At 70.7% G+C, this 26,507-nt stretch carries 20 protein-coding genes; 6 read left to right on the forward strand and 14 right to left on the reverse strand.

The features are described from left to right. Positions 1-34 precede the first annotated feature (34 nt). Positions 35-3,184 (forward strand): ThuA domain-containing protein, encoded by a 3,150-nt coding sequence (locus ABZV77_RS14125; RefSeq protein WP_356255203.1) that lies wholly within the window; start codon positions 35-37, stop codon positions 3,182-3,184. Positions 3,185-3,243: 59 nt separating this feature from the next. Here ABZV77_RS14125 and ABZV77_RS14130 read toward each other — a convergent pair whose 3' ends face one another. Further along, a complete protein-coding gene (locus ABZV77_RS14130; RefSeq protein ID WP_356255206.1) occupies positions 3,244-4,431 on the reverse strand; it encodes an aminoglycoside phosphotransferase family protein in 1,188 nt (395 codons plus the stop codon). Positions 4,432-4,665: 234 nt separating this feature from the next. Between ABZV77_RS14130 and ABZV77_RS14135 the strand changes: the two genes are divergently transcribed. After that, a complete protein-coding gene (locus ABZV77_RS14135; protein WP_356255209.1) occupies positions 4,666-6,153 on the forward strand; it encodes a hypothetical protein in 1,488 nt (495 codons plus the stop codon). 49 nt (positions 6,154-6,202) lie between these two features. Here ABZV77_RS14135 and ABZV77_RS14140 read toward each other — a convergent pair whose 3' ends face one another. From ABZV77_RS14140 to ABZV77_RS14150, 3 genes are all read right to left on the reverse strand, one after another. Continuing rightward, on the reverse strand, positions 6,203-7,642 hold the full coding sequence (locus ABZV77_RS14140; RefSeq protein WP_356255211.1) for a SpoIIE family protein phosphatase: 1,440 nt from the start codon (positions 7,640-7,642) through the stop codon (positions 6,203-6,205). Between the two features lie 408 nt (positions 7,643-8,050). Further along, positions 8,051-8,695, reverse strand: a complete 645-nt coding sequence (locus tag ABZV77_RS14145; protein ID WP_356255214.1) for a response regulator transcription factor — start codon at positions 8,693-8,695, stop codon at positions 8,051-8,053. A gap of 25 nt (positions 8,696-8,720) precedes the next feature. Then, a complete protein-coding gene (locus tag ABZV77_RS14150; RefSeq protein WP_356255217.1) occupies positions 8,721-10,037 on the reverse strand; it encodes a sensor domain-containing protein in 1,317 nt (438 codons plus the stop codon). Between the two features lie 191 nt (positions 10,038-10,228). Between ABZV77_RS14150 and ABZV77_RS14155 the strand changes: the two genes are divergently transcribed. Then, on the forward strand, positions 10,229-10,891 hold the full coding sequence (locus ABZV77_RS14155; protein WP_356255220.1) for a YdcF family protein: 663 nt from the start codon (positions 10,229-10,231) through the stop codon (positions 10,889-10,891). Here the strand turns inward: ABZV77_RS14155 and ABZV77_RS14160 are convergent. Next, positions 10,833-12,386 carry a hypothetical protein gene (locus tag ABZV77_RS14160; RefSeq protein WP_356255223.1) on the reverse strand — a complete coding sequence of 518 codons (1,554 nt, stop codon included), beginning with the start codon at positions 12,384-12,386 and terminating at the stop codon, positions 10,833-10,835. The two genes, ABZV77_RS14155 and ABZV77_RS14160, sit on opposite strands and share 59 nt — an antisense overlap. A gap of 169 nt (positions 12,387-12,555) precedes the next feature. On the opposite strand from ABZV77_RS14160, the gene ABZV77_RS14165 reads away from it, so the two are divergent. Further along, complete coding sequence (locus ABZV77_RS14165; RefSeq protein ID WP_356256062.1) at positions 12,556-13,623, forward strand: hypothetical protein; 1,068 nt, start codon at positions 12,556-12,558, stop codon at positions 13,621-13,623. A gap of 123 nt (positions 13,624-13,746) precedes the next feature. After that, the gene (locus ABZV77_RS14170) at positions 13,747-15,471 is read left to right on the forward strand and encodes a GAF domain-containing protein (protein WP_356255225.1); all 1,725 of its coding nucleotides are present in this window, start codon (positions 13,747-13,749) and stop codon (positions 15,469-15,471) included. A gap of 26 nt (positions 15,472-15,497) precedes the next feature. Here ABZV77_RS14170 and ABZV77_RS14175 read toward each other — a convergent pair whose 3' ends face one another. The 8 genes from ABZV77_RS14175 to ABZV77_RS14210 all read right to left on the reverse strand — a co-directional run bounded on the left by ABZV77_RS14175 (position 15,498) and on the right by ABZV77_RS14210 (position 23,238). Next, on the reverse strand, positions 15,498-16,190 hold the full coding sequence (locus ABZV77_RS14175) for a response regulator transcription factor (RefSeq protein ID WP_356255228.1): 693 nt from the start codon (positions 16,188-16,190) through the stop codon (positions 15,498-15,500). 161 nt (positions 16,191-16,351) lie between these two features. Then, positions 16,352-17,008 carry a CBS domain-containing protein gene (locus ABZV77_RS14180; protein WP_356255231.1) on the reverse strand — a complete coding sequence of 219 codons (657 nt, stop codon included), beginning with the start codon at positions 17,006-17,008 and terminating at the stop codon, positions 16,352-16,354. Between the two features lie 51 nt (positions 17,009-17,059). Next, on the reverse strand, positions 17,060-17,920 hold the full coding sequence (locus tag ABZV77_RS14185) for an FAD/NAD(P)-binding protein (RefSeq protein ID WP_356255234.1): 861 nt from the start codon (positions 17,918-17,920) through the stop codon (positions 17,060-17,062). Continuing rightward, complete coding sequence (locus ABZV77_RS14190) at positions 17,917-18,381, reverse strand: cyclic nucleotide-binding domain-containing protein (protein ID WP_356255237.1); 465 nt, start codon at positions 18,379-18,381, stop codon at positions 17,917-17,919. Before ABZV77_RS14190 ends, ABZV77_RS14185 begins: the two co-directional genes overlap by 4 nt. Positions 18,382-18,510: 129 nt before the next feature. Next, positions 18,511-19,035, reverse strand: a complete 525-nt coding sequence (locus ABZV77_RS14195; RefSeq protein WP_356255240.1) for a flavodoxin domain-containing protein — start codon at positions 19,033-19,035, stop codon at positions 18,511-18,513. A 16-nt stretch (positions 19,036-19,051) separates the two neighbouring features. After that, the gene (locus ABZV77_RS14200; RefSeq protein ID WP_356255242.1) at positions 19,052-19,783 is read right to left on the reverse strand and encodes a CBS domain-containing protein; all 732 of its coding nucleotides are present in this window, start codon (positions 19,781-19,783) and stop codon (positions 19,052-19,054) included. A 26-nt stretch (positions 19,784-19,809) separates the two neighbouring features. Then, entirely contained in the window at positions 19,810-22,506 is a 2,697-nt protein-coding gene (locus tag ABZV77_RS14205) for a GNAT family N-acetyltransferase (protein ID WP_356255245.1), read from the reverse strand. A 135-nt stretch (positions 22,507-22,641) separates the two neighbouring features. Continuing rightward, on the reverse strand, positions 22,642-23,238 hold the full coding sequence (locus tag ABZV77_RS14210) for a restriction endonuclease (RefSeq protein ID WP_356255248.1): 597 nt from the start codon (positions 23,236-23,238) through the stop codon (positions 22,642-22,644). Between the two features lie 163 nt (positions 23,239-23,401). Here ABZV77_RS14210 and ABZV77_RS14215 point away from each other — a divergent pair, with 163 nt between their 5' ends. Beyond that, a complete protein-coding gene (locus ABZV77_RS14215; RefSeq protein ID WP_356255251.1) occupies positions 23,402-24,334 on the forward strand; it encodes a hypothetical protein in 933 nt (310 codons plus the stop codon). A 55-nt stretch (positions 24,335-24,389) separates the two neighbouring features. Here ABZV77_RS14215 and ABZV77_RS14220 read toward each other — a convergent pair whose 3' ends face one another. Beyond that, positions 24,390-26,489 (reverse strand): methyltransferase domain-containing protein, encoded by a 2,100-nt coding sequence (locus ABZV77_RS14220; RefSeq protein ID WP_356255254.1) that lies wholly within the window; start codon positions 26,487-26,489, stop codon positions 24,390-24,392. Positions 26,490-26,507: the final 18 nt, after the last annotated feature.

Raw genomic sequence — 26,507 nt, forward strand, 5'->3', positions numbered from 1 at the left:
ACCCGCACCCCGTCCACACAGAGAGGACCACCTCATGGGCTGTCATGCTCGTGACATAAGAGGTCTCGGAGGTCCCAGAGGCCTGCGCAGAGGGATCGTCGCCCTGATCGCGGCACTGCTCCTCACCGTGGCCTTCCTGCCAGGCACCGGAGCCACGGCGGCCGACCGGGCCCCGGCCTTCCGCGCCCTGCTCTTCACCAAGGCCGTCGGATACGTCCACGACTCCATCCCGGCCGGCGTCCAGATGGTCAAGGAGCAGGCCGCGGCGGAGAACTTCGAGGTCGTCCAGACCGACGACGCCACCGTCTTCGACGACGCGAAGCTCAAGGACTTCGACGTCATCATCATGCTGCAGAACTCCGGCATGGTCTGGGACACCGAGGCGCAGCGCGACGCCATGAAGAAGTACGTGAAGAGCGGCAAGGGCGTCGTCGCCCTGCACAACACCCTCGACATGGGCGTCGAGGACTCCTTCCCCTGGTGGGACGACCTCATCAACGCCGGTGCCCACATGCCCGCCCACTCCCCGGGCGTCCTCAAGGGCACCGCCAAGGTCGCCGACCGCGCCCACCCCTCCACCAAGGGTCTCCCGGAGCGCTGGGAGCGCCCCGAGGAGTGGTACAACTTCGACAAGAATCCCCGGGGCGACGTCCACGTCCTCGTCACCGCTGACGAGACCACGTACAACCCGGGCGGCTCCGCGATGGGCGCCGACCATCCCATCTCCTGGTGCCGCAACGCCGAAGGCGGCAAGGTGTGGGCCACCGCGATGGGCCACGACAAGGCCTCCTACAGCGAGCCAGCATTCCGCGAGCACGTACTCGGCGGCATCAAGTGGGCGGCGGGCAACGCCCCCGGCGACTGCGGCGGCACCGTCTGGTCCGGATACGAGAAGACCGCCCTGGACGACAACACCGCCGACCCCATGGAGCTCGACGTCGCCAAGGACGGCAAGGTCTTCTACGTCCAGCGCAGCGGCGAGGTGAAGATCTTCGACCCGAAGACCCACGCCACCACCACCGCGGGCAAGCTCGACGTGTACACGGGCGGCGAGGACGGCCTGGTCGGCATGGAACTCGACCCGAAGTTCGCCGACAACCGCTGGATCTACCTCTACTACGCGCCCGGCAAGGCGACGGACGACGTCAACCGCCTCTCCCGCTTCACGGTCAAGAAGGACAACACCCTCGACCTCGCCAGCGAGAAGAAGCTCCTCGACGTCCCCGCCTACCGCGACCGCACCTTCCCCGAGCCCGGCCACACCGGTGGCGCCGTCGAGTTCGGCCCCGACCGCACGCTGTACCTGGGCGTCGGCGACGACACCCCGCCCAACCTCGACCCCGCCTGGCAGGGGTACGCCCCGCTCGACTGGCGCCCCGGCAAGCAGATGCTGGACGCCGCGCGCACCGCGGGCAGCACCAACGACCTGCGCGGCAAGATCCTGCGCATCAAACCCAAGGACAGCGGCGGCTACACCATCCCCAAGGGCAACCTCTTCAAGCAGGGCACGGCCAAGACCCGCCCCGAGATCTACGCCATGGGCTTCCGCAACCCGTTCCGCTTCACCGTCGACCCCAAGACGGGGTACGTGCACGCCTCCGACTACGGCCCCGACCGGGGCGGCCCCACCACGGACCGCGGCCCCGAGGGCCTGGTCGAGTACAACGTCATCAAGAAGGCGGGCAACTTCGGCTGGCCCTTCTGCCACGGCAACAACCAGGCCTACGCGCCCTACGACCCGGACACCCAGAAGGCGGGTACCAAGTTCGACTGCACCAAGCCCGTCAATCCGTCGCCGAACAACACCGGCCTCACAGACCTGCCCGCCCTCCAGCAGCCCGAGGTCTGGTACGGGTACGGCGCCTCGAAGGAGTTCCCCGAAATGGGCTCCGGCGGCTCGGCGCCCATGAGCGGACCGGTCTACCACTACGACGCGAAGAACCCCTCCAAGACGAAGTTCCCCGCCTACTTCGAGGGCGCGAACTTCTTCTACGAGTGGGCGCGCGACTCGGTGAAGGAGATCCGTTTCGACAAGGACGGCAAGCTCCTGAAGATCAATGACTTCCTCAAGTCGGCGAAGTTCGCCAAGCCCATGGACATGACGTTCGGCCCCGACGGATCGCTCTACGTCCTGGAATGGGGCAGCGAGTTCGGCGGCGGCAACAACGACTCCGGCCTCTACCGCATCGACTACGCCCAGGGACAGCGCATCCCGCTCGCCAAGGCCAAGGCGTCCGCCACCAACGGCCCCGTCCCACTCACGGTCGACTTCTCAAGCACCGGCAGCTCCGACCCCGACGGGGACTCCCTCAGCTACGCCTGGGACTTCGACGGCAACGGCACCTACGACTCGACGGAACCGAACCCCTCCCACACCTACACCGCCAAGGGGGACTTCAACGCCCAGCTGAAGGTCACCGACTCCTCGGGCAAGTCCGGCTACGCCAACGTCCCCGTCACCGCGGGCAACACCGCACCCAAGGTGACGATCGAGACGCCGGTCGACGGCAAGCTCATCGACTTCGGCGACAAGATCCCGTACAAGGTCACCGTGACCGACCCGGAGGACGGCACCGTCGACTGCTCGAAGGTCACGGTGAACCCGGCACTCGGCCACGACGACCACGAGCATCCCACCACCGACATCCCCGGCTGCGAGGGCACGGTCGACACCGGTGACCTGGGCGGCCACCCCGAGGGCGCCGACCTCACGTACGTCCTCAACGCGAAGTACACGGACAAGGGCGGCGACGGCGTCAGCGCCCTGACCGGGTACGGCCGCTCGGTGCTGCAGCCCAAGCACAAGCAGGCCGAGTACCGCGACGACCAGTCGGGGACGCGCATCGTGTCGCAGGAGGGCGCCGAGAACGGCAAACGCATCGGCGACATCAGCAACGGCGACTGGATCGCCTTCAACCCGATGAGCGTGGAGGGCATCGGCAAGGTCGCGTACAAGCTGTCCTCGCCGTACGGCGTCGGCTCCGTCGAACTGCGCGCCGACGCACCCGACGGCAAACTGCTCGCCACCACTCCCGTCCCCAACACCGGGGGCTGGGACACCTACCAGTCGACGCCCGACGTTCCGGTCGAGGCCCTCACCGGAACACACAAGCTGTATCTGGTCTTCACGTCGGGCCAGGACAATTCCTTCGATGTGGACGCGGTGCAGTTCTCCGCGTCCTAGCCACAGCGAAGGTCCGCGGTGCGCCCCTGTCCAAAGCGCACCGCGGACCTGTCTCCCCGTCAGCGAGTGCCGACCGCCGCACGCACGGCCCTGCGGGCCAGCTGGCAGTCGTCGTGCAGCCGCCTCAGCAGCAGCCGCTGTTCCTCGCCGGACGGCGCAGCACCGGGGTGGGCCGAGCCCGGTGCCGCCGGGGCCGAGTCGTGTATCGAACGCTGCACGGCCGATTCGTACGTACGGATCTCGCGGGTCAGGACCAGCATCAGGTTGACCAGGAACGCGTCGCGCGCCGCCGGACCCGCGGACTGCGCCAGCTGGCTGATCTCGCGCCGGGCCACCGGGGCGTCACCCAGGACCGCCCACAGTGTCGCCAGGTCATACCCCGGCAGATACCAGCCCGCGTGCTCCCAGTCGACGAGGACGGGACCGGGGGGAGAGAGCAGAATGTTCGACAGCAGGGCGTCGCCGTGGCAGAACTGCCACATCGAGTGGTGGCCGTTGCCCTGGTGTCCGACGGAGTGCGCGATGCCGTGCAGCAGCTTCTGCAGGTCGCCCATGTCGCGGTCCGTCAGCAGGCCCAGCTCGTGGAAGCGGGTGATGCGCTTGCCGTAGTCCATCGGCTTGCCGAACATCTCCGCCGGCGGCCGCCACTGGTTGAGGCGGCAGATGGAGCCCAGCGCCGCCCGGATGTCCGCACGCGGCGGGGACTCGATGGGGTGCCGGTGCAGCGCCGCCACCCTTCCGGGCATCCGCTCGATCACCAGCGTGCAGTCGTCGGGATCGGCGGCGATGAGCCGGGGCGCCCGGACCGGCGGGCGGTGCCGGACGAACGAGCGGTATACCGCTATTTCGTGCCTGATCCGCTCCGCCCACCCGGGCGAGTGGTCGAGCAGACACTTGGCGACGGCGGTGCTGCGGCCCGCTGTGCCGACGAGCAGCACGGTGCGGCCGCTTCTGCGGAGCACCTGCACCGGATTGAACTCGGGGCAGATGCGGTGCACCGAAGCGATCGCGGTGCGCAGTTGCGCCCCCTGGGGGCCGGACAAGTCGAGTCTCCCGCTGAGCGTTTGCGTGCCGGCCCCCGGCATACGGGGCGTGCGGCCGACGCCTAGCGGTGCGCCCGCGGGGCGCACCGGCTCCAGATAGGGGCCGTTCCCCGACGACGGGGTCACCTCACGGCTCCGGTGGACCGGGGGGCGCGGGTGCAGTGGCCGGGGCGGGGCGGACACGGAGGACGATGCTGCGTACATGGGCGATACAGATCCCTTCGTGTGCCTGCGAGTTGCGTGCGCCGCCCGGCCCGGTCGCTTCGGGTGCACCCTGGGGAGTGCCTTGCGGCGACCGGGTCGGGGTGGCGCACTCCTACCTGACACCCGCCGTCCCCTGGCACACCATGTGGCGCACCCTGGCGAACCGTGGCGAATAGTCGCTCTGCAACTGACAGAGGGCTACTGTCAACTCAGCCGAGAACCTGGGGGCTTGACGTGAACGGACAACCCAATACCCGCCTCTCCGACCTGTTCGGCCTCGCCGGCTGGTCCAAGGGGGAGCTCGCGAGACTGGTGAACCGGCAGGCGGCGGCCATGGGCCACCCCCAACTGGCCACCGACACCTCGCGGGTGCGGCGGTGGATCGACATGGGAGAGATCCCGCGCGATCCGGTGCCACGGGTTTTGGCCGTCCTGTTCACCGAGCGTCTCGGCCGTGTCGTGACCACTGAGGATCTGGGTCTGGTCCGGCACGGGCGCACAGGGAAGCGGCGTGGCGACGGGAGTGTGGAGCACCCCGACGGCGTGCCGTGGGCGCCCGAGCGGACGGCCGCGGTCCTCACCGAATTCACGGGAATGGACCTCATGCTCAACCGACGCGGCTTGGTGGGCGCGGGCGCTGCGCTTGCCGCAGGCTCCGCACTCAGCAGCGCCATGCACGACTGGCTGCACGCCGATCCGGCCTTGAAGGCCGACGCCCCCCGTATCGAAGATCCCCTGCACGCCGATCCCGCTGGGCTCGACCGCTATGAGGCCGCCCCCATCGGGTCGCAGGAGATCGAGGAACTGGAGCGCTCGGTCGAAGTGTTCCGCGCGTGGGACGCGGCCCGCGGAGGCGGGCTGCAGCGCAAGGCCGTGGTGGGCCAGCTGAACGAAGTGGGCGGCATGCTCGCCTACCGACACCCCGAACACCTTCAGCGACGCCTCTGGGGCGTCGCCGCCAACCTCGCCGTGCTCGCGGGATGGATGTCGCACGACATCGGCCTGGAGCCCACGGCGCAGAAGTACTTCGTCATCGCGGCCCACGCCGCCCGCGAGGGGGGCGACCGTCCGCGCGCGGGGGAGGCACTGTCCCGGGCCGCGCGCCAGATGGTGCACCTCGGCAAACCGGACGACGCCCTGGACCTGATGAAGCTCGCCAAGTCTGGCGCGGGCGAGGAGGCCCTGCCCCGCACCCAGGCGATGCTGTACACCATCGAGGCCTGGGCGCACGCGTCGATGGGGCGCGGCCAGGCGATGCGGCGCACGCTCGGCCTCGCCGAGGACCTCTTCGTGTCGGACAAGGGGGACGTGCCGCCGCCGAGCTGGATGCAGATGTTCGACGAGGCGGATCTGCACGGCATGCAGGCGCTGGCCTACCGCACCCTCGCCGACCACGAGGCGTCCGCGGCGAACGCCGCGCAGCGCCACGCGAAGGAGGCGATCGAGCTGCGGGCCAAGAACCGCGACCGGTCGCAGATCTTCGACTACATCTCACTGGCGTCGGCGTGCTTCATCGCCGACGACCCCGAACAGGCCGACAGGTACGCGCGGTTGGCGCTGGTTTCGATGCGGGCCAACTCCTCGCACCGCACCTGGGACCGGCTGCGCGAGATGTACCGGCTGACCGCGCAGTACGCGGGCTATCCGAAGATCCAGGACCTGCGCGAGGAGATCAAGTTCGCGCTGCCGAAGGGCAGCAGGGGGAGGACCGCAAGGGCGTAGCGCACCGGAGCACATGAGACATCGCGCGATCGGACGATTCAGAGACGGTTCAGACTCGCGCGACCAACAGGCAGGCGTCGTCCTCACGGGCTGCCTCGCCGCATTCCTCGACGACGGTCCGCACGCAGTCCTGTGCTGTTCGCGCCTCGGCGAAACGGGACGACAGGGAGAGCAGCAGGCCCGTCGCCGTGTCCCTGTCGCGCCGCGGCACCAGGCCATCGGTGTGCAGCAGCAACAGGTCTCCGGGCCGCAGTTGCTCATCGGCCTGCTCGTACGTCGCCCCGGAGGTGGCGCCCAGGAGCACGCCGTGCGGTGGCGTCAGCGCGCGCCCCGTCCCGTCGCGGAAGAGCAGCGGGGCGGGGTGCCCGGCCTGCGCCCACGTGAGTAAGTGCGTGGTGGGGTCGAAGCGACAGCAGACCGCGCTGCCGAGGGCGGGCTGGACCGTGGCATCCAGCAACTGGTTGAGCCAGCCCATGAGCTGGCCGGGCTGCCCGAAATGGCCGCCCGGCTGCGCTCCGGCGACCGCCATGCCGCGCAGCGCGCCGAGCAGCATCGCCATGCCGGAGGTGACGCCGACGCCGTGCCCGGTGAGGTCGCCGACGCTCAGCAGGGCGTCGCCTCCGGGCAGTTCCATCGCGTCGTACCAGTCGCCGCCGATGAGCGTGCTGGTCGAGGAGGGGAGGTAGCGGGCGGCGAGGTCGAGCTTGCCCGGCCCGCCGTGCGGAAACCGCAGGGAGCCGCGCCACGGCGGGAGGACCGCCTCCTGCAGTGCGACGGCGAGGCGGTGCTCGGTCTGTGCGATGTCGTGGTGGCGCTGCAGCGAGTCCTGGCTCTCGCGCACGACGCGCTGGCTGCGGCGCAGCTCGCTGATGTCCCGCAGGACCGCCCACATGGAGGCGGTGGAGCCGTCGGCGGCGAGCACGGGCTCGCCCATCATGTGCACCTGGCGTACGCGCCCGTCGGAGCGCAGGATGCGGAACTCGCCGTCGATGGGCTTTCCGTCGACGAGGCAGTCCGTGACCATCGAGGTCAGCAGGGGCTGGTCGTCGGCGTGCACCAGGGAGGGGAGCTCGTCGAGGGAGAGCGGGGGAGCGGCGGGGTCTCGGCCGAGGATTCCGTAGAGTTCGCCGGACCAGCTGGCCTCGTCGGTCAGGAGGTTCCACTCGGCGCTGCCCACCCGGCTCAGCAGGGATCCGCGGCCCGGTTCCGTGGGCTCCGGTACGGTCGGCGCCGCGGGCTCCCCGTCCGTCCGCGGCGGACCGTCCCGCAGCTGGGCCAAGTGGTCGTCCAGGTCGTTCAGCTGGTGGACCGCCAGGTCGCACAGGGCCCGCTGCCAGCGGCCCGTGGGGTCCCCGTGGTCGTCCACGGCGTCGCGCCGCACGGCGTCGACCTCGCCGCGGAGCCGACGCGTCTGCGAGATCAGCGCGTCGACCGTGCCACGCTCGGGCGGCTGGGCGGCTGCGTGGTCCGCAAAGACATGGGACGGCATGAGGTGCTCCGTTGAAGGTGCGGTGCGACCAGCTTGACGGGTGGTGGACCGCTAATGACTTTCGCACAGCAGGAGAGGGGCCGTAAGGGATTTGGCAACACACGATGCGGTGGTGCTTCTGGCATATGCCCTTGTCCTGCGGATACGTGGGCCGGGGGCGGAAGTCTAGAGGCAAAGGGTGAAGAAAGCGTAGGGGCTTGACGTGGAATATGGGGATCCGGTGGGGGCGGCGGGGCCGAGTGGTGCACGCGTCGGTCACGGCGGGTGGGGGCGGCTCCACGGCTTGGGCTGGGCGACACGTCAGGGGCATGTGCGCGACATGAACTACCGCTCACTGAGGCCGTGTTGGCCTCATCAGAACGGCGCGATTTGACCCCTGGGCGAGGGGGCGGTGCAGGGGGCGGCGACTCACGAGCGCAGATGACGGATGACCGCGAGCACCCGGCGATTGTGGTCGTGCGACGCCGGCAATCCGAGCTTGTCGAAGACGGCCGCCACGTGCTTCTCCACCGTGCCGGACGAGACGAAGAGCGCCTGGGCGATGGCTGCGTTGGAGCGGCCTTCCGCCATCAGGGAGAGCACCTCGCGCTCCCGTGCGGTGAGCGGCGCCAGTTCGGCCCTGCGGCTGCCCGCGCCCGCGAGCTGCGTGACGACCTCGGGGTCGAGCGCGGTGCCGCCCGCCGCCACCCGCGCCAGCGCGTCCGTGAACTCCGCGACGTTCGCTACCCGGTCCTTGAGCAGATAGCCGACGCCTGCGGAACCGGCCGCCAGCAGCCGGGTGGCGTACTTCGTCTCGACGTACTGGGAGAAGAGCAGCACGCCGGTGCCGGGGTGTTCGGCGCGGATGTCGATGGCGGCGCGGAGCCCCTCGTCGGTGTGGGTCGGCGGCATCCGGATGTCGACCACGGTGACGTCGGGCCGGTGCGCGGCGACGGCCTCGCGCAGGGAGTCCGCGTCGCCCACGGCGGCACAGATCTCGTGGCCGCGCTCGGTGAGCATCTGGGCCAGCAATTCCCGCAGTACGGCGGCATCCTCGGCGATCACGACACGCATGGCCCACATGCTTTCACGCACGCTGTCACGCACGCAGGGGGAGCTGGACGGTGACGGTCGTCGGCCCGCCCTCGGGGCTGTGGATGCCGATGCGTCCGTCGACGGTGCGGACGCGCTGGGCGAGCCCGGTCAGGCCGCTGCCCGCCCCCATCTCGGCACCGCCCCGGCCGTCGTCGGTCACCTGCAGCCGCAGCAGCCCGTCCCGCTGCGTCACGCCGATCGCGGCCTGTCGCGCCCCGCTGTGCTTGATGACGTTCGTGAGGAGCTCGGCGGCGCAGAAGTACGCGATGGTCTCGATCGCCGGAGTGGGGCGTACCGGAACGTCCGCCGAGAGCCTGACCGGCACCGTGCTGCGGGCGGTGAGCGTGGTGAGGGCGTTCGGGAGGCCGTCGTCGAGAGCGGGCGGATGGATGCCGCGGGCCAGATCGCGGAGTTCGGTGAGCGCCTCGGTGGCGTTCCGGTGCGCGCCGTCGACGAGCTGCCGGATGCGGCCCACGTCCAGCGGCTGCCCGTCGACGAGCCCCTCCTTGATCATGTCGAGCCCCATCGCCACCGCGACGAGACGTACCTGCGCCCCGTCGTGCAGGTCGCGCTCGACCCGGCGCAGCAGCGCCACCGAGTCGTCGACGGCGAGCGCACGGGTCTCCTCCAGGTCACGCACGCGGTCGGCGAGCCGCCCCGGCCCGAGGAGCGCCCCGATCAGCCACCGGTCGCCCGCGACCACGAGCCGGGTCACCCACGGCGCGCACAGCAGCGTGACCCCGCCGACCAGCACCGCGAACCAGGTCCCTGCGAACGTGTCCACGTCCGGGCTCCCGAAGGGGATCGGCGTGAGCAGCGGCATGCCGTCGGGGTCACCGGGCCCGGGCTGCTGCCCGAACACCGCCCACCGCAGCGGGGCGGTGAGGTTCACCAGGCCCGTGACCCACCACAGCACGGCGTACGCGCCGAGCGCCCCGACGGGCAGCTTCGCGAGGACGTAACCCGCCGCCCGCCAGCCGACGCTGTCCCGCAGCCGCGCGTCGACGCGCCCCACGACACCGCCGCTGGGCCGGAACGCGGGCGGCGTGGGCGTCCGTACGCCGAGCAGCGCCCCGGCGAGCGCGCGGTGGACGCCGCCCAGCCCGCGGGCGAGCCGCAGCCCGCCGATGAGCAGCAGCGCGCCCACGACCGCCAGGACCAGCGAAACGCCGAACCCCGCACCGAGCGCCAACACCACCGCCAGCAACGCCCCGCCCACCACCCCCAACGGGAACCCGATCAGGCAGTACACAGCCTCGGCCCAGGCCCGCCGGGTGAAGGGGGCGCGGAGGACGGAGCGGAGGGAGTCCTGCACGTGCATGATGATCAGTTTCCTGTCAGGCGTCCCTGTGGTCCAGCAGCAGCGTGCCCACGGGACCTCGCTCGGGCGCGCTACTGAAAACCACGCTAGGCCGCGGCCACACCGCCCCGGAACGGGGCTTACCTCCGTCTGGGGTGGGGGATAGCCCCCAGGGCGGAACGGGTCGGGACGACGGGCTCTAGAGTCGCCGCATGCGGCGAGGGACTGGACTGGCGGTGGCCGGGGTTGTGGCCCTGGCCTGGGGTGAGTGGCTGAACTGGCGATGGTCTCGGGCGCTCGTGGGGGAGAGCGGTGGCGCTTCGGTGGCCGTGGTGGTGTTGGGGTACCGGAACCCCGGGGCGACGGCGAACCTGATCAACCGCTGGCGGGTCCGTGCCGGAGTCCGCTCCACCGCCGCTGACGGTGCGCTGCGAACCTGCGTGATCTTCAGCGGTGGCGCGACCGGGACCAGCGCCACGGAGGCTGAGTTGATGGCCGACCACGCGCAGTCGGTGCTCGAGTTCGACGGCACGGTACTCCTTGAGGACCAGAGCACGACGACGTGGGAGAACATCACGAACGTCATCCCACTGCTCGAAGACGCGGACCGCATCAAGATCGTCTCCCAGCCCGCCCATGCGCTCAAGGCCCGCGCATACTTGCGGCGGCAGCGCCCCGACCTCGCGGAGAGGCTGGTGCGCGCGGATGACTACCGCCCTGGCGAGTGGACGGTCTTCAAACCGCTGCTGGCTCTGTACGGACTCTGGACCCTCCGCGGCCTCAGCGCCGACGAGCGGCGGGTGACCTCAGGTCTGTTCAGAAGCCGGAGAACACGCGCTGGAACAGGTCCAAGGCCTCGTCGGCCCAGCCGATGACGCGCAGGGCCGAGTCCAGGTTGCCCGGTGGCCGGTTGATGAGGGTGTCGTGGCGGATGAGTCGGTCGAAGTCGACGTGCACCGGGCCCTCGCGGCGGGTCTGTCCGTCGGGTCGGAAGAACTGGACGCCTGCCAGCCGCATCACCTGGATGAGTTCCTGGGCGAGGATGCCGTATCCGACTGTCGTCGGGTGGACCCCGTCGAGCGAGAACAGGCCGCCATCGGTGCGCCGTTCCGCCTCACCGGCGAGGAAACGGGAGTTCGGCCGCGGCGTGAGCGCCTGCAGTGCCGGCGGCAACTCGTAGGGCCGCCACCAGTCCGGGCGGGCCGACGGATCCTCGGCGTACCGGCGGGCCGCGAGCCGGTCCAGCAGTCCGCAGGTCTCCAGCAGGTACCAGTCCTTGCCCGTCCGCCGGGCATGGCGGACCTCCGCCGTGATCGCGTCGTTGTAGTCGTCGATGGCGTCGTCGACCTGCCGCGCCTCGTCACCTGTGATGTGCGGGTCCTGGCGGGGGTCGAAGTCGTCGTCGTCGATCCATGGGCGGGTGTAGTACGGGAAGTACCGGGAGCCCTTCGCGATCTTGCCTTTGACGCCGCGCGCGATCGGCGCGATGGTGACGTGCGGGACCGTGCACCATATGACGTGCCGCGCCTTGATCCCGTGGACCTCGGCGGCCACCTTGCGCAGTTCGGCCGCGAAGTGCTGTGGCTGCCAGACGGTGAAGCGCCCTTTGCGGGACAGGTCGTCGTAACCGTCCTCGCTCCAGGCCACGTTGAGCTCGGTCACCGCCTGCAGCGCATTGTTTGCGCCCAGGAAGACGACGAGGGTCTCGATCCCGTGCTCAGAGCCGGTGCCGTCGGTCTCCTCCCCGAGCCGGGCGGCAGCGCCCAGTTGGGTCAGGGCCCCCGCCGCCGAGGGCCGCGTGGGCAGGACCCGGAGGGCGGCGCGCTCGCACGCGTTCTGGACGACCTGCTTGATCAGGTTGTCCTCCGGGGCCTCGATCCGTTCACGGCACTCGTCCGCCGACTTCGAGAGCGCGTCCCGCAGGTCCCACCCGAAGACCGCGAGGTTGTGCATGATGGCCGTCGTCGAGGGCACCGCATGTCCCGGCCCCCGCTCCCAGTAGTCCTCCACCCGGTCCATGAGACTCCGGGCCCGGAACAGCGCGACCGGCGTCTCCCTCAGCTCCACGGTCCGCCCGTAACGGGCTTCCAGGTCACGCAGGAGGAACTCGATGTTGAAGGGCAGCCCGCCCAGACCCTCGTAGAGGGGGTACCGGAACCGTTCGACGCACCCCAACTCGTAGGCCACGATCGCCGGATACGAAAGCCCGGTGTTGAAGATCGCCAGGCTCTGGAACCCCTGCGTCAGCGAATCCCCGATCGCGACCAGCCGGTGCCTCGGCTCTCCCTGCCAGTCGGCGTTCACCCCGACCCCGACCGTGGGGTCGGCCTCGGGCACCCGTGGCTGCTGACGGCGTACGGAATCGGTCATGATTCCCCCTGGCCCGTCGAGGCGCACCGGCTGCGCACTCGCAGGGCTTGTTCCTGCATAGCGCAGCCCGGTGGGGAGCGGGACCTTGCTGACGGGGGATACGCATAACTCGGTGACGCCGGTCGAGACGGCCAAGGGACTGTCAGTGGCTGGTGGCAAGATCGCAGGCATGGTCTTCGTACGCAATACTCCGCCGCGTCCGTTCGACGTGACCGCGGTCTTTCCTGAGCTGGCTCCGTTGGCGCGAGAGGCAACTCGGCTGCACCCGCGCCCCGGGTCGCCTTCCGTGTGGGACAGCTCGGTCGGGGGGCCGTTGCTGTGGCCGGCCGGGGAGCCATGGCCGCACTGCGAGAGCGCAGAACACCAGAACAGCGGCTTCCGCGAGTACCCGGCGGCAGTTCTTCTCGAAAGACGCAGGCAGGCCCGGCTGCACCGGGAACCCGAAGGCCCGGAGTACACGCCTGAAGAGTCGGCGATCAAGGAGCGCAACGACGCGGCACTCATGCGGCGGCTCGAGGCGGGCCCTCCGCCCGCCGAGTGCCCGGTCCCCATGCTGCCCGTGGCTCAGCTGTACGTGCGCGACGTACCGATGCTGCGGCCGCCCGAACAGGCCGACGTGCTCCAGGTGTTGTGGTGCCCTCATGACCACGAACCGGATGTCAAGCCTGCGACCGCCCTGTTCTGGCGAAGCTCTGCGGAGGTCGGCGATGTCCTCGCCGTGCCGCCGAGCCCGTATGAGGCGGACTGGGGAGGCTCCTATGTGCCGGAGCCTTGTCTGCTGGCACCGGAACAGATCACCGAGTACCCCAACTCCTTCGATCTGAGTGCGGAACTTCGGCAACTGGTCGGGGACTGGAGCAGATGGCAGGCAGCTGACGTCGGCGTGGACAGCTCGTACGCGGAATATCCGCAGGAGTTCTACGACGCCGAGTTGGCCGACGCTCCCGGCTGGAAGGTCGGCGGCTGGCCCCCGTGGGGCCGCACCGACCCGATTCCCTGCTTCTGCGCAGTCTGCGACACCCGGATGGTCCCGCTGCTGACCATCGCCTCCTTCGAATGGGACGGCGAATCGGGCCGCTGGGTACCGTACGAGGATCAAGCCGCCGAGTCCGCCGGTCGCGTCGCGGGCCGGAGCCCCACGCAGCCGACCGCGGTCCAAGTCGGCAGCACCGACAACATGCAGCTCTACGTCTGCCCGGTATCGCCGGAGCACCCGCACACCGACCTGATCCAATGAGCTTCTTCAGCGGTGACGGTCAGGGTCCGTCAGTTCTTCAGGTGGGTGAACCGGTCCCGTCGCGGCACTAGTGTGAAGGCCGTACCTGCGACGCCCTGTCTGGCGACTTCGGCGGAGGCACACATGGGTGGGGAGACAGCGCGCAACGAAGCGCGGCAGCTGACGCGATTGCGGCTGGATGAGCTGCTCGAAGAGCTCGAGGGGCGGATCACTGCCGTTCGCGGTACGCGGGACCGGCTGCACGGGCTGCTGGAAGCGGTGCTTTCGGTGGGGCGGGAACTCGATCTTCCGCAAGTGCTCCGGCGCATCGTCGAGACCGCCGTCGTACTCGTGGACGCGGAGTACGGGGCGCTCGGCGTCATCGGTGCAGGGAGCAGGCTGGACCAGTTCCTGCCGGTGGGGATCGACGAGCAACTGCAGGCGCAGATCGGGGATCTGCCTTCGGGGCACGGACTGCTCGGTGAGCTGATCCGGCACCCCGAGCCGTTGCGGCTGCGGGAGCTGTCGGAGCACTCGGCGTCGTCCGGGTTCCCGCCGCATCACCCCCCGATGCATTCCTTCCTGGGGGTGCCCATCCGGGTGCGGGAGGAGGTGTTCGGGAACCTCTACCTCACCGAGAAGCGCGGCTGCGCCGAATTCGACGCCGAGGACGAAGCGGTGCTCTCCACGCTTGCCGTGGCGGCTGGGGTGGCCATCGAGAACGCCCGGCTCTACGAGGAGGCGCGGCTCAGGGAGCGCTGGCTGGCTGCGAGTTCCGAGTTCACCAGCGCCCTGCTGTCCGGTGCGTCGGAGGCCCGCGTACTGGAGTTGATGGTCGAGCGGGCGCGGGAGATCACCAACGCCGACATCGGTGTGGTGGACCTCGTGGTGGCGGAGCGGGACGAGCTGGAGGGGGCTCTGGCACTCGGTGAATGCTCGGAGGTGCATCAGGGGCAGTTCATTCCCCGGGAAGGGACCTTGGCAGGGGCGGCGCTGCGTGAGGGCGGGCTGGTGGCCACCGGGGACGTCGCCGGTGATCCCAGGGTCACCTTCGCGCCGGAGCGGTGGAAGGGCATGGGGCCCGCCGTGGCGGTGCAGATGGGTACTGCGGAGGGGCTGCGCGGCGTGCTGGTCCTGGCCCGGCGGAGCGGACGGCCCGCCTTCGGCGAGGCCGAGACCGCTCCGCTGCCCGGTTTCGCCGGACAGGCGGCAGTGGCCCTTGAGCTGGCGGACCGGCGGCGCGACGCCGAGCAGATGAGCCTGCTGGAGGACCGCGACCGGATCGCCCGGGACCTCCACGACCTGGCCATCCAGCGCCTCTTCGCGACCGGCATGACCCTGCAGAGCGCACAGCGGTTCGTCCAGCACCCCGAGGCGTCCGAGCGCCTGACGCGCGCGGTGGACGACCTGGACACCACCATTAAGATCATCCGCTCCACCATCTTCGGCCTGCGGGCCCACGAGGCGCACACGACCCGCAGTCCCGGGCTGCGGGTGCGCACCGCCCGGACGGTGGAGGAAGCGGTCGCGGTGCTGGGCTTCACACCGGCGCTGCGCATGGAAGGTCTGATCGACACCGATGTACCGGCCGCCATCGCCGACGAGGCGGTGGCGGTGCTGAGCGAGGCGCTCGCCAACATCGTCCGGCATGCGCGGGCATCGGCCGCCGAGATCTCCGTCGTCGTACGCCGTGGGGAGCTCACCCTCACCGTGGCGGACAACGGGGTCGGCATCGGCAGCAGCGGACGCCGCAGCGGCCTGCGGAACATCGCCGAGCGGGCCGAGAACCTCGGCGGCTCGCTGTGTCTGGATGCGGGGCCGGACGGGGGCACGCGGCTGGAGTGGCGCGTTCCGCTGGCAGGCCGATGAGGGCGGCCGTCGGCCGACGAGGGCGGTCAGCGGGGGCGGTCGGAGGGGCGTTCGGCTTCTAGGTGGGCGGCGAGCACCGCGGCCTGGACGCGCCGTTCCACGCCGAGCTTCGACAGGAGCCGGGAGATGTGGTTCTTGACGGTCTTCTCGGAGAGGTAGAGCCGCTTGCCGATCTGACGGTTGGTGAGGCCTTCGCCGATCAGGGTGAGGATGTCCCGCTCGCGTTCGGTGAGGCCGGACAGCCTGCCGTCCGGCTCCCGCGGCTCGTCCGGGCCGCGCAGCGTGCTCATCAGACGGGTCGTGGTCGCCGGGTCGAGCAGCGACTGGCCGGATGCGACGGTGCGTACCGCGTCGATGAGGTCGGTTCCCTTGATCTGCTTCAGGACGTAGCCCGCTGCGCCGGCCATGATCGCGTCCAGGAGGGCGTCGTCATCGTCGAAAGAGGTCAGCATCAGACAAGCGACCCCGGGCATCTTCGATCGCAGTTCGCGGCAGACGGTGATGCCGTCGCTGTCCGGCAGGCGGATGTCGAGGATGGCCACGTCGGGGCGCAGGGCGGGGCCACGGACCAGTGCCTGGTCGCTCGTGCCCGCCTCACCGACGACCTCGATGTCGGGCTCCGCGTCGAGCAGGTCGTGCACTCCTCTGCGGACGACCTCGTGGTCGTCGAGGAGGAAGACCCGGATCGGCCGTGCCGACGAGAAGGTGCGTGCGGTCATTGATTGCCCCCTGGATGTCTGCGGTCCCCCGACCTGATCGTTGCGCGTCGACGGGGCCCGCACCAGGGCCGAGTGGGCCCCATCGCGCCCGGCGCGTGCCGCCTCGACCTGAGACCTGAGCTCCCTCCGGGTGCGCGCGAAGGGCGGTCAGCGCCTGGTCTTCATCGGGGCGGTGCCTGATCGGGTTCGGAGAGATCCATGCGTACGTCCACGACGCCCTCGACCGCACGGGTGAGCCGGGCGGCGACCGGGACGAGGGTGCGGTCGCGGATCTCACCGCCGAGCGTGACCACGCCGTTCTCCACGACCACCGTGACCGCACGGTCCGGGAAGAGCAGGGCGGTCACGGTGCGGGTCACCTCGTCCGCGAGTTCCTGGTCGGTGCGCAGGAACACCTTGAGCAGGTCGCTGCGGCTGACCACGCCCTGCAGCAGCCCGTTGGCGTCGACCACGGGGAGGCGCTTGACCTTCCGCTGGGCCATGATGCGGGCGGCCTGCGAGAGGGTCGCGTCCGGGTGCACGGTGACGGCGGGCGTGCTCATCACCTCGCCCGCGCTGATGCCACCGGCCTTGGCCAGGTCGGTGAGGCGGCGCTGTTGGTCGAAGCGGGAAGGGTCGCTGTCGCGGAATTCCTCCTTCGGCAGCAGATCCGCCTCCGAGACCACACCGATCACCCGGCCCTCTCCCGCCAGGACGGGCAGCGCGCCGACGTTCCACTGCCCCATCAGGGCGACGATCTCTTTGAAGGGGGCCTCGCGGCCCACGGCGATGACCGTGTGGGTCATCACGTCGCTCACGGTGCGCGGTGAGTGGAGCACGGCGTCCTCCCGGGAGATGGAGTGCGGGCGGTGGCTACGTTCGGGCGACGGTCAGGCCGAGGAAGGGGGTGGCGCAGGAGATACAGAGCCCTCGACCAGCTGCCAGCCGTCGCGGGAGGCCAGCTTGCGAGGTTCCGCCCGGCTCCAGGTGACGACCGGGCCGTCCCTGCACAGCAGCAGCGGGCCGAGCCGGCAGTCTCCGCAGTGGCCGGTCGCGCAGTGCATGTTGCGATCCAGGGAGACCTTGATGCGGTCGCCGGGCACTCCCCGGTGCAGCAGTTCACGGGCCGTCGCCCGGAGCATCGGTTCGGGTCCGCACACGAACGCGGTGGTGTCGCGCGGGGTGAAGTGCGCCTGGCCGATCAGCTGGGTGACGACGCCGGTGCGGCCCGTCCAACCGGTGGCGGGCCGGTCGACCACCACCCCGGTGTAGGCGGTCCGCCACAGCCGGGTCTCGGCCTTCGCCATCAGGTCCGCGGGAGTGCGCGCACCCACCAGGACGTTGAGGCGTCCGTACGCTTTCGGATCCGCCACCGCGTCCCTCACGAGGGGGCGCAGCGGGGCCAGTCCGATGCCCACGGCGACGACCAGGAGATCCTGCCCGTGGGCCTTCTCCAGCTCCCAGCCGGTGCCATAGGGTCCGCGCAGCCCGAGCTCGTCACCGACCTCGGCGGCGAACAGCCCCGCGGAGACGGCGCCGAGTCTGCGCACCGTGTGCGCCAGCCCGCCGGTGGTGGGGATGGCGCTGACCGAGAGCGGGATCTCGCCCAGGCCGAACGCCCACACCAGCGCGAACTGCCCCGGCGCGAAGGGGGCAAGCGGCCCCCCGACCGGCTCCAGACGGAGCGTGGCCGTGTCCGGTGTCTCCGCCCAACGGGCGACGACCCGGTAGGGAACTGGCACGGCGGTCACCCCCGTACGCCTTGTCCGCTTCCGTAGGGGGCGTACAGGTCGAGGAGACGCGTCCTGGCCGACTGCAGCCGGTGCGCCAGGACGCGGCCCACCCAATGGCCGACGAGCGCGCCGAGCGCCGGGTCGTCCTCGCACATCAGACGGACCGCGAGAGCGTCGAACTCCTCGGCCCGCACCGGGCTCTGCGCCACGGCGCCGAGCTGCCAGACGTACGGCGGGAAGAGCCAGGACCAGCCGAGCAGCTCGCCGTGACCGATCGTCTCGATCGCGGGCGAGCGGCGACCGGGGACGTGCATGTCGAGGACGACCGACCCGGTGCGGACGATCCAGAACCGGTCGGCGTGACCGCCTTCCTCGAAGATCCGGGTCCCGACAGGGAAGGACACCTGCCGGGCGATCCGCATCAGCCGTGCGCGGTGCTCGGCGGGAAGTGCGGCCATCATGGGCGGGGTGCTGCTCATCGCTCCGTCTCCTTCGCGTTCGTCCTGCTCATCTCGTTGTTCTTGTCCGTCTCGGCCCCGGGGCCGCTGCCCATGGAGACGCCGAAGCAGGTCGTCCCAGGTTCTGTGCATTCAGCGGCTACGAGGAAGTCATGGCTGTCCGCCCCGGTCCGTCGCGGGCTCGCCCAGCAGGGTGGCGCCGATGCGCTGCGCCCACGCCGAGATCTGCTCGAAGTCGCGGAAGTCCCCGCCCTTTCCTGCCTTGACGATCATCCGTGCCATCCAGCCCTGCGCGTCGTCGGAGAGACAGCCGCCGAAGGTGACGTGCTCCCTGGCCTGGATGCGGATGCTGATGCGACGCACGGAGGGCACGGGCGGAAGGTCGCCCTCATTCGCCGACTCATCAAGGGGGCCGCTGCTGAACAGCCACACCGGCCGCCCTGCGAGGGCCTCCCGATGCCGCTTGGCGAACCGGCGGGCGTCCTTGTGCCACTGCCCCTCGTAGAGCGGACTGCCGAGCACCACGGCGTCGTACACCTGGAGCTCGCCGACGTCGCGCGCCAACCTCATCTCGGCGTCGATGCCCTGCTTGCGGAAGACCTCCGTGAGGGTGCGGGCGATCTCGGCCGTGGACCGGTTCTTCGTCGCGTAGGCGACCAGCACCTTGACGGTCATGGTGGTCCGCCCCCTCTCAGAGTTTGCGCAGCCAGTCGTCGGCGACGCCGCGCAGGGCTTGTTCGGTCGGCCGGAGGTGGGAGTCGTCCACGCGGTAGGTGAGCCTGTCCAGGACCGCGACCACGCCGTCGATCTCACGCGTCATGTGCATCGCGACGGGCACCTCGCTGCGGCGCTCCAGCGACCCGGCGAGGGTCACCACGCCGTTCTCCACCTCGACCTCGATGCTCTGCGGGGCCAGCCACAGGGTGTGGACCAGGACCTGTGCGATCACCTCGCGGCGGATCTCGGCGTCCGGGCGCAGGAACACCTGGAGCAGGTCCCTGCGCGTCACGATGCCGACCAGCCGGTCCTCGTCGTCGATGACGGGCAGCCGCTCGACCTTGTGCTCGGCCATCCGGCGAGCGCCCTCGGCGATGGTGTTCTCGGCGTGCACGCACACGGGCGGCGTGGACATGAGCTGCCCCGCGGTACGGGCCGTGGCCTTCGCCCGGGACTTCCGCGCCGAGGGCCTGGCCCACGACATCCGGAAGCGGGGCTGCGGCCGGTACGGAGCGGGGGCCTCGGCCTCGCGCACCAACAGGTCCGTCTCCGAGATGACACCGATCACCTTGTCGTCGACGTCGATCACGGGCAGCCCGCTGATGCGGTGCTCGGACAGGAGCCTGGCCACGTCCTTGAACGGGGTGCCGTACCCGGCGCTGACCACCTCACCGGCCATCACGGAACCGATCTTGCTGTGCTTCATCTCTGTCTCCTTCCAGCCCTCAGCCTTCAGCGGAGTCGGCGCAGATGGGGGTCGTTGGCGGTCCGGGGCAGCAGGCGTACGCGTACGTCGAGTGCCGTGACGCCGCCCGGCCGGGCCAGGACGGGGTTGAAGTCGGCCTCGGCGAGCTGCGGCAGGTCGCAGGCCATCCGCGACAGCCGGTGCAGCAGTTGCTCCAGTCCTTCGAGGTCCACAGGCCCGCTCCCGCCGTGCCCGAAGAGCAGCGGGGCGCAGCGGGGTGCGGTGATCAGGTCGTGCACGTCCAGGTCGGTGAGCGGGGCCAGCCGGGCCGCGTGGTCGGCGAGGAGATCCGTGGCCGTGCCGCCGAGCCCGAAGAGGACGAGCGGGCCGAAGACCCCGTCCTGGACGACGCCCGCGAACAGCTCGGTACCGCGCTCGGCGAGCGGCTGCACCACCACACCGCTCAGCAGCCCGGCGAAGCGGACCTCGAAGTCCCGGTAGGCGGCGCGTACTTGGCTGTCACCCTGCAGATCGAGGTGGATCGCCCGCTGTTCGCTCTTGTGCACCAGGCCGGGCCAGTGCGCTTTCAGTACGACTCTGCCGTCCGGGCCGCGCAGCCGCTCGGCCGCCATGACGGCGTCGTCCTCGGTCTCGGCCCAGGCCCAGGGGAGCTGGGGAATGCCGTAGCAGGCGAGGAGTTGGGCGCAGGTCTTCGGATCGAGCCAGCCGCCGTCCGGGTGCCCGGCCAGCCAGGTCTCGGCCACGTCGTGGGCGCGGGACGTCTCCACGTCGGGGATGTCCGGGATGCTGCCGGGTGGGCGGGCCAGCCACTGAGACCGTCGGGCCCCGTGGGCCAGGGCCCGCGCGGCGGGCTGTGGATCTCCGTAGCAGGGGATGGAGCCGCCGCCCGCGGTCGCCAACAGCCTTACGGGCAGCGCTTGGTCGAGGAGGACCGCGGCGATCGTCCGGGCGTGATGGCCGGGTGCGTGGGTGAGGGCCCGGACGAGATCGTCGCCGGTGGCCGCGGCGACCGCGGTGGGCACGAGCACCACCAGCACGGCGTCGATGCCGTCGTGTGCCATGAGCCGGTCCACGCCGTTCTTGAGCTGGCTCTCGGTGACGGCGGCGGTGGCGTCGACCGGGTTGGTGGCGGAGGCCCCCTCGGGGAGGGTGGCGAGCAGCTCGTCGATGAGGGGGATCGGCAGCAGCGGCAGGGCGAGCCCGGCCTCGGTGCAGGCGTCGGCCGCGAGGACCCCGGCGCCGCTCGCGTTGGTGACGATGGCGACGCGGTTTCCGGCGGGCGCGGGCTGCGCGTGCAACAGGGCGGCGGTCTCCAGGAGTTCACCGATGGTGCGGGTGGCGGTGATGCCTGCCTGGGTGAACAGGGCCTGGCGGGTCATGGTCCGGGTGGCGGCCGCCGCGGTGTGCGATGCGGCGGCCCGACGCCCTGCCCGGGTCCGCCCTGCGTCGACGGTGAGGATGGGCATGTGCCGGGTGACCCGCCGCGCGGTCCGCGAGAACGCCCGGGGGTTCCCGAAGGACTCCAGGTGCAGCAGCGCCAGATCGGTCACGCCGTCGCACTCCCACCACTGGAGCAGGTCGTTGCCGCTCACGTCGTACTTGTCGCCCAGCGAGACGAAACTGGAGACGCCGAGGCCGAGCCGGGACACTCCGTCGAGCAGCGCGATGCCCACGCCGCCCGACTGCACGGCCAGACCGGCCGTCCCTCGACGGGGGTGCCGCGCGGCGAAGGTCGAGTCCAGCGACAGCTCCTTGTCCGTGTTGGAGATGCCAAGACAGTTGGGACCCACAAGGCGCATCCCGTACAGCCGACAGGTGGCGAGTACGGCGGCGGACTGTTCGGCGTCCAGTCCGGCCGTGACGACCACGAGGGCGCGTACACCCGCTTTCCCGCACTCCTCTGCCGTGGCGGGCAGAGCCGGGGCGGGCACGGCGAGGACCACGAGGTCGGGGACCTGGGGGAGCGCGGCGACCGAAGGGTAGGCGGGCACGCTCATCAGCGAGGAGACGTTCGGATTGACGGCGAAGAGCTGCCGGGTGAAGCCCCCCGTGCGCAGATTGCGCAGGACGGCACGGCCGACGGAGCCCGCCCTGCGGCCCGCCCCGACCACGGCGATCGAGTCGGGCCGCAGCAGCGGTTCGAGGCTGGCGACGTCTGCCGCCCGGCCCCGCGCCTCGACCGCTGTCAGATACGTCTCTTCCTCCTCTCTCAACTGGATGGTGCAGCGCACCTCCGGGCCGTCGAAGCGCCGGGCGGTGCGCAGTCCGAGATCGGCGAAGACCTTCAGGACCTCGTGGTTCTCGGCGAGTGCGTCGGCGGTGAACGCGGTGATGCCTTCGGCACGGGCGGCGGAGACGAGGTGTTCCAGGAGGAGGGTCCCGATCCCTCGGTGGTGCAGCCCTTCCGCCACGGCGAGCGAGATCTCCGCCGTGGCGGTCCCGTCCGTCCTCTCGTACTCGACCAGGCCGATGACACGGCCCTTGGCCTCGGCCAGCAGTGCGCGGTGGCCGGGCCGAGGAGGCGCACAGGAACGGTCCGCTGCCTGTGCGGCACACCGGTTGCCCGCCACGAAGAAGCGACGCCGCAGGTTCTCGGGCGACATCCCCTCGAAGAGACCTCGGAGCCGGGCAAGATCGTCGGAGCTGACATCCCGTATGCAGGCGGTGGTCCCATCGGCGAGCAGCGCGTGGACCGGCGGTCGGCTTCGCTCGTCGTACGTCATCTCGGGCCTCCTGAGGGCGGGGTGTCCCCTCCAGGGTCGGCGCGGCACGAGGTGGCTCCCAGGGGCCGGGCGGGTAGGGCCCGGGGCCGATCGGCCCTACGCATCGAGTACGGGGGCAGCGCCCACTGTCAGGTGTCAGGCAGGCGAGGGGCGTTGCGCACGACCGTCGCCGTGGCCGTTCAACGGGATCAGGCTGTCCAGCCGGGCGCCCCTGACCCAGGCACCCAGCAGATCGCGGTGGAGCGCAACGATGTCGTGCCGCACCGCCAGGCCCAAGGCGGCCGCGGTGAACCTGCGGCAGGTGGTGACGAACAGGGCGACGTCCGCGCCGTGCTCGTTGCGGGCCGTGCCGAGGAACTTCTGCATGTCCTGCGAGGACACACTGCGCTCGGGCGCGTACTTCTTGCACTGGATCACCAGCTTGCGGCCGTCCGCGAGGTAGCCGATCACATCGGCGCCCAGGTCACCGCTCTTGCCGCTGACGACGACCTGCGTGCAGCCGTCCCGACGGCACAGGTCGGCGACGTACCGCTCGAAGTCCTGCCAGGAGAGCGCGTCGACCTCCGTCATCGACAGCTCCCGCGCCCGGGCTTCCTCCTCCCGCCGCCACGCCCGGTCCTTCCCGACCGCGCTCCGGTGCGCCTGCCACAGTCCGTACCCGCCACCGCCCAACACGGCGACGAGCACCACGGCCAACAGGACCGGCCACACGCTCGCCCATGCCGCTGCCATCAGCTCCCCATCTCCCGTGCCCCGGATCGCACCATCGTGGCCGATTCGGAAGGGTTTGACAGCTCCCGAGGGCGAACATGCCCGCAGGGCTGCCCTCCCGTACCTCGTCCGTTCGCCGTCGCCTCCCTACGCTCGACGACATCGACCAGAAGGACGAGAAGGCATGCGTGAGCAACGGAGAGCCCCGGAGGCGCAGGCGGTGCCGCGGGCCGTCGCCGGGCGTGGTGCGCCCAGCACGTCCCGCACCGGGATGGCCGCGCTTCAGCAGCGCGCGGGGAACGCGGCGGCGACTCACTGGGTGCAGCGCCAGGCGGGCGCCCTGAACGAGCACTACGCCGCGAGGCCCACGGAGCATCCCGAGTGGGGGCCCTACCAGGAACTGACGGAGGCCGCGGGCATTCCCCGAGCCGACGCCGACGACGCCTGGCAACTCCTGCTCGGCGGAGTCGACTCGCAGGGTGCGCTGAACGACGAGGCCACGGCGAGAACGAGTGACCGCCAGGAGCAGCGCGAAATCCGTGCGACGAACACGTGGTACCAGGAATTCGTCAAGCTCATGACCCAGCATCTGGAGATCAAGACGCCCACCATGGCCCTGTGGGCGGGCGGTATCGAGGTCAACGACTACGCGTACGAGAAGGGCCACACACCGCTGGCGCGGACCCGGATCGGCAGCGTGCTCAACGTCCTGGAGATGCATCCGGACTGGAAGCTGACAGGGCCGATGTGGAGCATCCTGTCCAAGGCCTTCGTGTCCCTCGCCACCGGACCCGTGCACATCTTCGTGCGGGCCTACTCTCCGGACAGCATCCTCATCAGGCTCGAAGTCCCGGAGCTCCAACGGGTCCAGCGGTTGAACCCGAACGTCACATTGATCTGGCACCCCTTGTACACGGGTCCGGACGGGACGACGAGAGAGATCTCCAAGGACTGCCGACTCGTCGACAACGCCGAGTACGACAAACGCGACACGTGTGTGGGCGCCCTCATCCAGTACCTCAGGCTCTTCCACGACGAGAGCAACACCAAGGCCGGGCCCGCCCACAAGAGCATGGAGCAGCTGCTCGTCGCGAACGGGCACAAGGACGGCGTCTGAGGCGTCTGAAGGGTCTGAGGGGTCTGACGATCCTGCCGTTCCCTGCGGTGGCGCCCTACCGCCCCGCAGCCTCCCCGACCGCGACGTACACCCAGCCGCCGTACCGGGTCAGCACGCGGTGGCGGGCGGCGCCCTCCTGGATCGGCTCCCACGGGTGGCGCTGCACCATGCTGGTGTCGCCGCCGAACGGGGCGATCATCGGGCCCAGCGCGGGGATGAGCCGGTCGGGCCACCAGCCCGGCAGGCGGTAGTCGAGGACCACCCAGCGCCCGCCGGGGGCGAGTGCCTCGTAGCCGCGCTCGATCACCTTGGCGTACTCGCTGATGAGGGTCAGCGAGAAGCAGGCGGTGATCCCGCGGACGTTCTCCGGATACTGGTAGGTCGTCAGGTCGCCCTGCACCAGTTCGACTTGGGTGAGTCCGGCGCTTCGCACCCGGTCCTCCGCCTGTTCCAGCATGGCGTCGGTGAGGTCCACGCCGATCACCCGTCCTGTCGGACCCACGGCCTCGGCGAGCAGCGGCAGGTTGTGGCCGGTGCCGCAGCCCGCGTCGACGACCGTGTCGCCGGGGCGCAGCGCGAGCTGCTCCAGGGCCAGGTGCTTGTAGGCCATCGTGCGCTGGCCGATGAGGTAGAGGCGGTTGGAGGTCAGGTCATAGCGTTTGGCCCGTTTGCGGTAGACCTTCACCATGCGTTCGGACTCGGTGGTCATGAGCTTCCCTCGGGTAGGTGTGGGCAGTGGGGCCGACGGAGAGGGCGGGGTTCTCGGGCCGCGCAGGACCGAGGCCAGCACCCGCGGCCTGAACACGGCCTGGGGCGGGGCCAGCAGGTGGGTCATGTCGAGCAGGGCGATGGCCGCGGTCCGGTCGGTCGTCGCCACCTTGAGGAGCCGGTCGGTGTAGCGCTTGCCGAGCCGTGCGGCGAGCGGCAGCGGGCCGTCGGAGGCTCCCGGGTACGCCAGGTCGGCGTTGCCCGAAAGCATCCACGCGGCCTCCACGCAGTCGGCGATCGGCTTGCGCAAGGAGGCGGTCAGGCCGTCCGGGATCCGCGGGGTGCCCGGGGCAGGGTGGGTGCCCTGGGCCGGGTTCCGCTCCAGGGCCCGGCGCAGTACGAGCGCACTCATGCCCGCGACGGAGATGCCCTGCCCGTAGGCCGGGTTGAAGGCGCCGACGGCGTCGCCGAGCACGAGGAAGCGGTCGGGCCAGCGCGGCAGCCGCTCGAAGTGGCGCCAGCGGTTCTCCGTACGGCCGGAGCCGTACACGTCGCCGAGGGGCTTCGCGTCGCGGATCGCGTCGTACAGGGCGGTGCTGCGCAGGCGTTTGGCGAAGTCGACGAAGCCCGCGTGGTCGAGCGGCGGGCGCTCGCCGCCGAGTCCGGCCACGGAGACCATCCAGCGGCCGTTCTCGATGGGGTTGAGGATGCCCGAGCGGGGCTCCTCCGGTGTGGACTGGAGCAGGATGCACTTCCAGTCGGCGGTGTGCTCAGGAGCGGGTTCCAGGATGCAGGTGGAGTAGGCGCAGCCCGCGTCGACGACGCTTTCCTCGGGCGTGCCGTAGCCGAGATCCTTGAGCCAGGCCGGGGCCCGGGAGCCGCGGCCGGTGGTGTCCACGACCAGGTCGGCCGCCTGCTCGTACGGCTGGCCGCCACCGGCGCGCGCCTCGGGGCGCCGGTCGCGGAGCAGTACGCCGCGGACCGTGTCGCTCGGTCCGGCGACGAGGCCGACGGCCTCCGTCTCTTCCAGGATCTCCACGGTGGGCAGTTGCCGCAGCCGACGGCGGACGGCCCAGTCGAGGAGGTCGCGCGAGCCGGACAGGACCAGGTGCGGGCCCTCGAAGCGGTCCACCCAGCCGCCCGGCACCATCAGCAGCATGTCCTGCGGCATGCGGACCTCGACCATGCCCAGGTCGCGCAGCTCGCCGAGGAGGCCGGGAAAGAGCAGTTCGAGGGAGCGCTGTCCCGCGCCCAGCAGGTTGTGGGTGTGGCGGGCCTGGGGCACGCCGCGGCGCCAGCGCGGTTCGTCCGGGTAGCGGTCGCGCTCCACGAGCGTGACCCGCTCCACGTGCGGGGCGAGTGCGGCCGCCGCGCAGAGTCCGGCGAGGCTGCCGCCGAGGACGACGGCGTGGCTGCCGCCCTGTGGACGGGTGCTGCGGTCGGTCATGTCCTGTCCCCTCCTCTC

The organism is Streptomyces sp. NPDC004732 (assembly GCF_040609235.1).
Classification (GTDB): domain Bacteria; phylum Actinomycetota; class Actinomycetes; order Streptomycetales; family Streptomycetaceae; genus Streptomyces.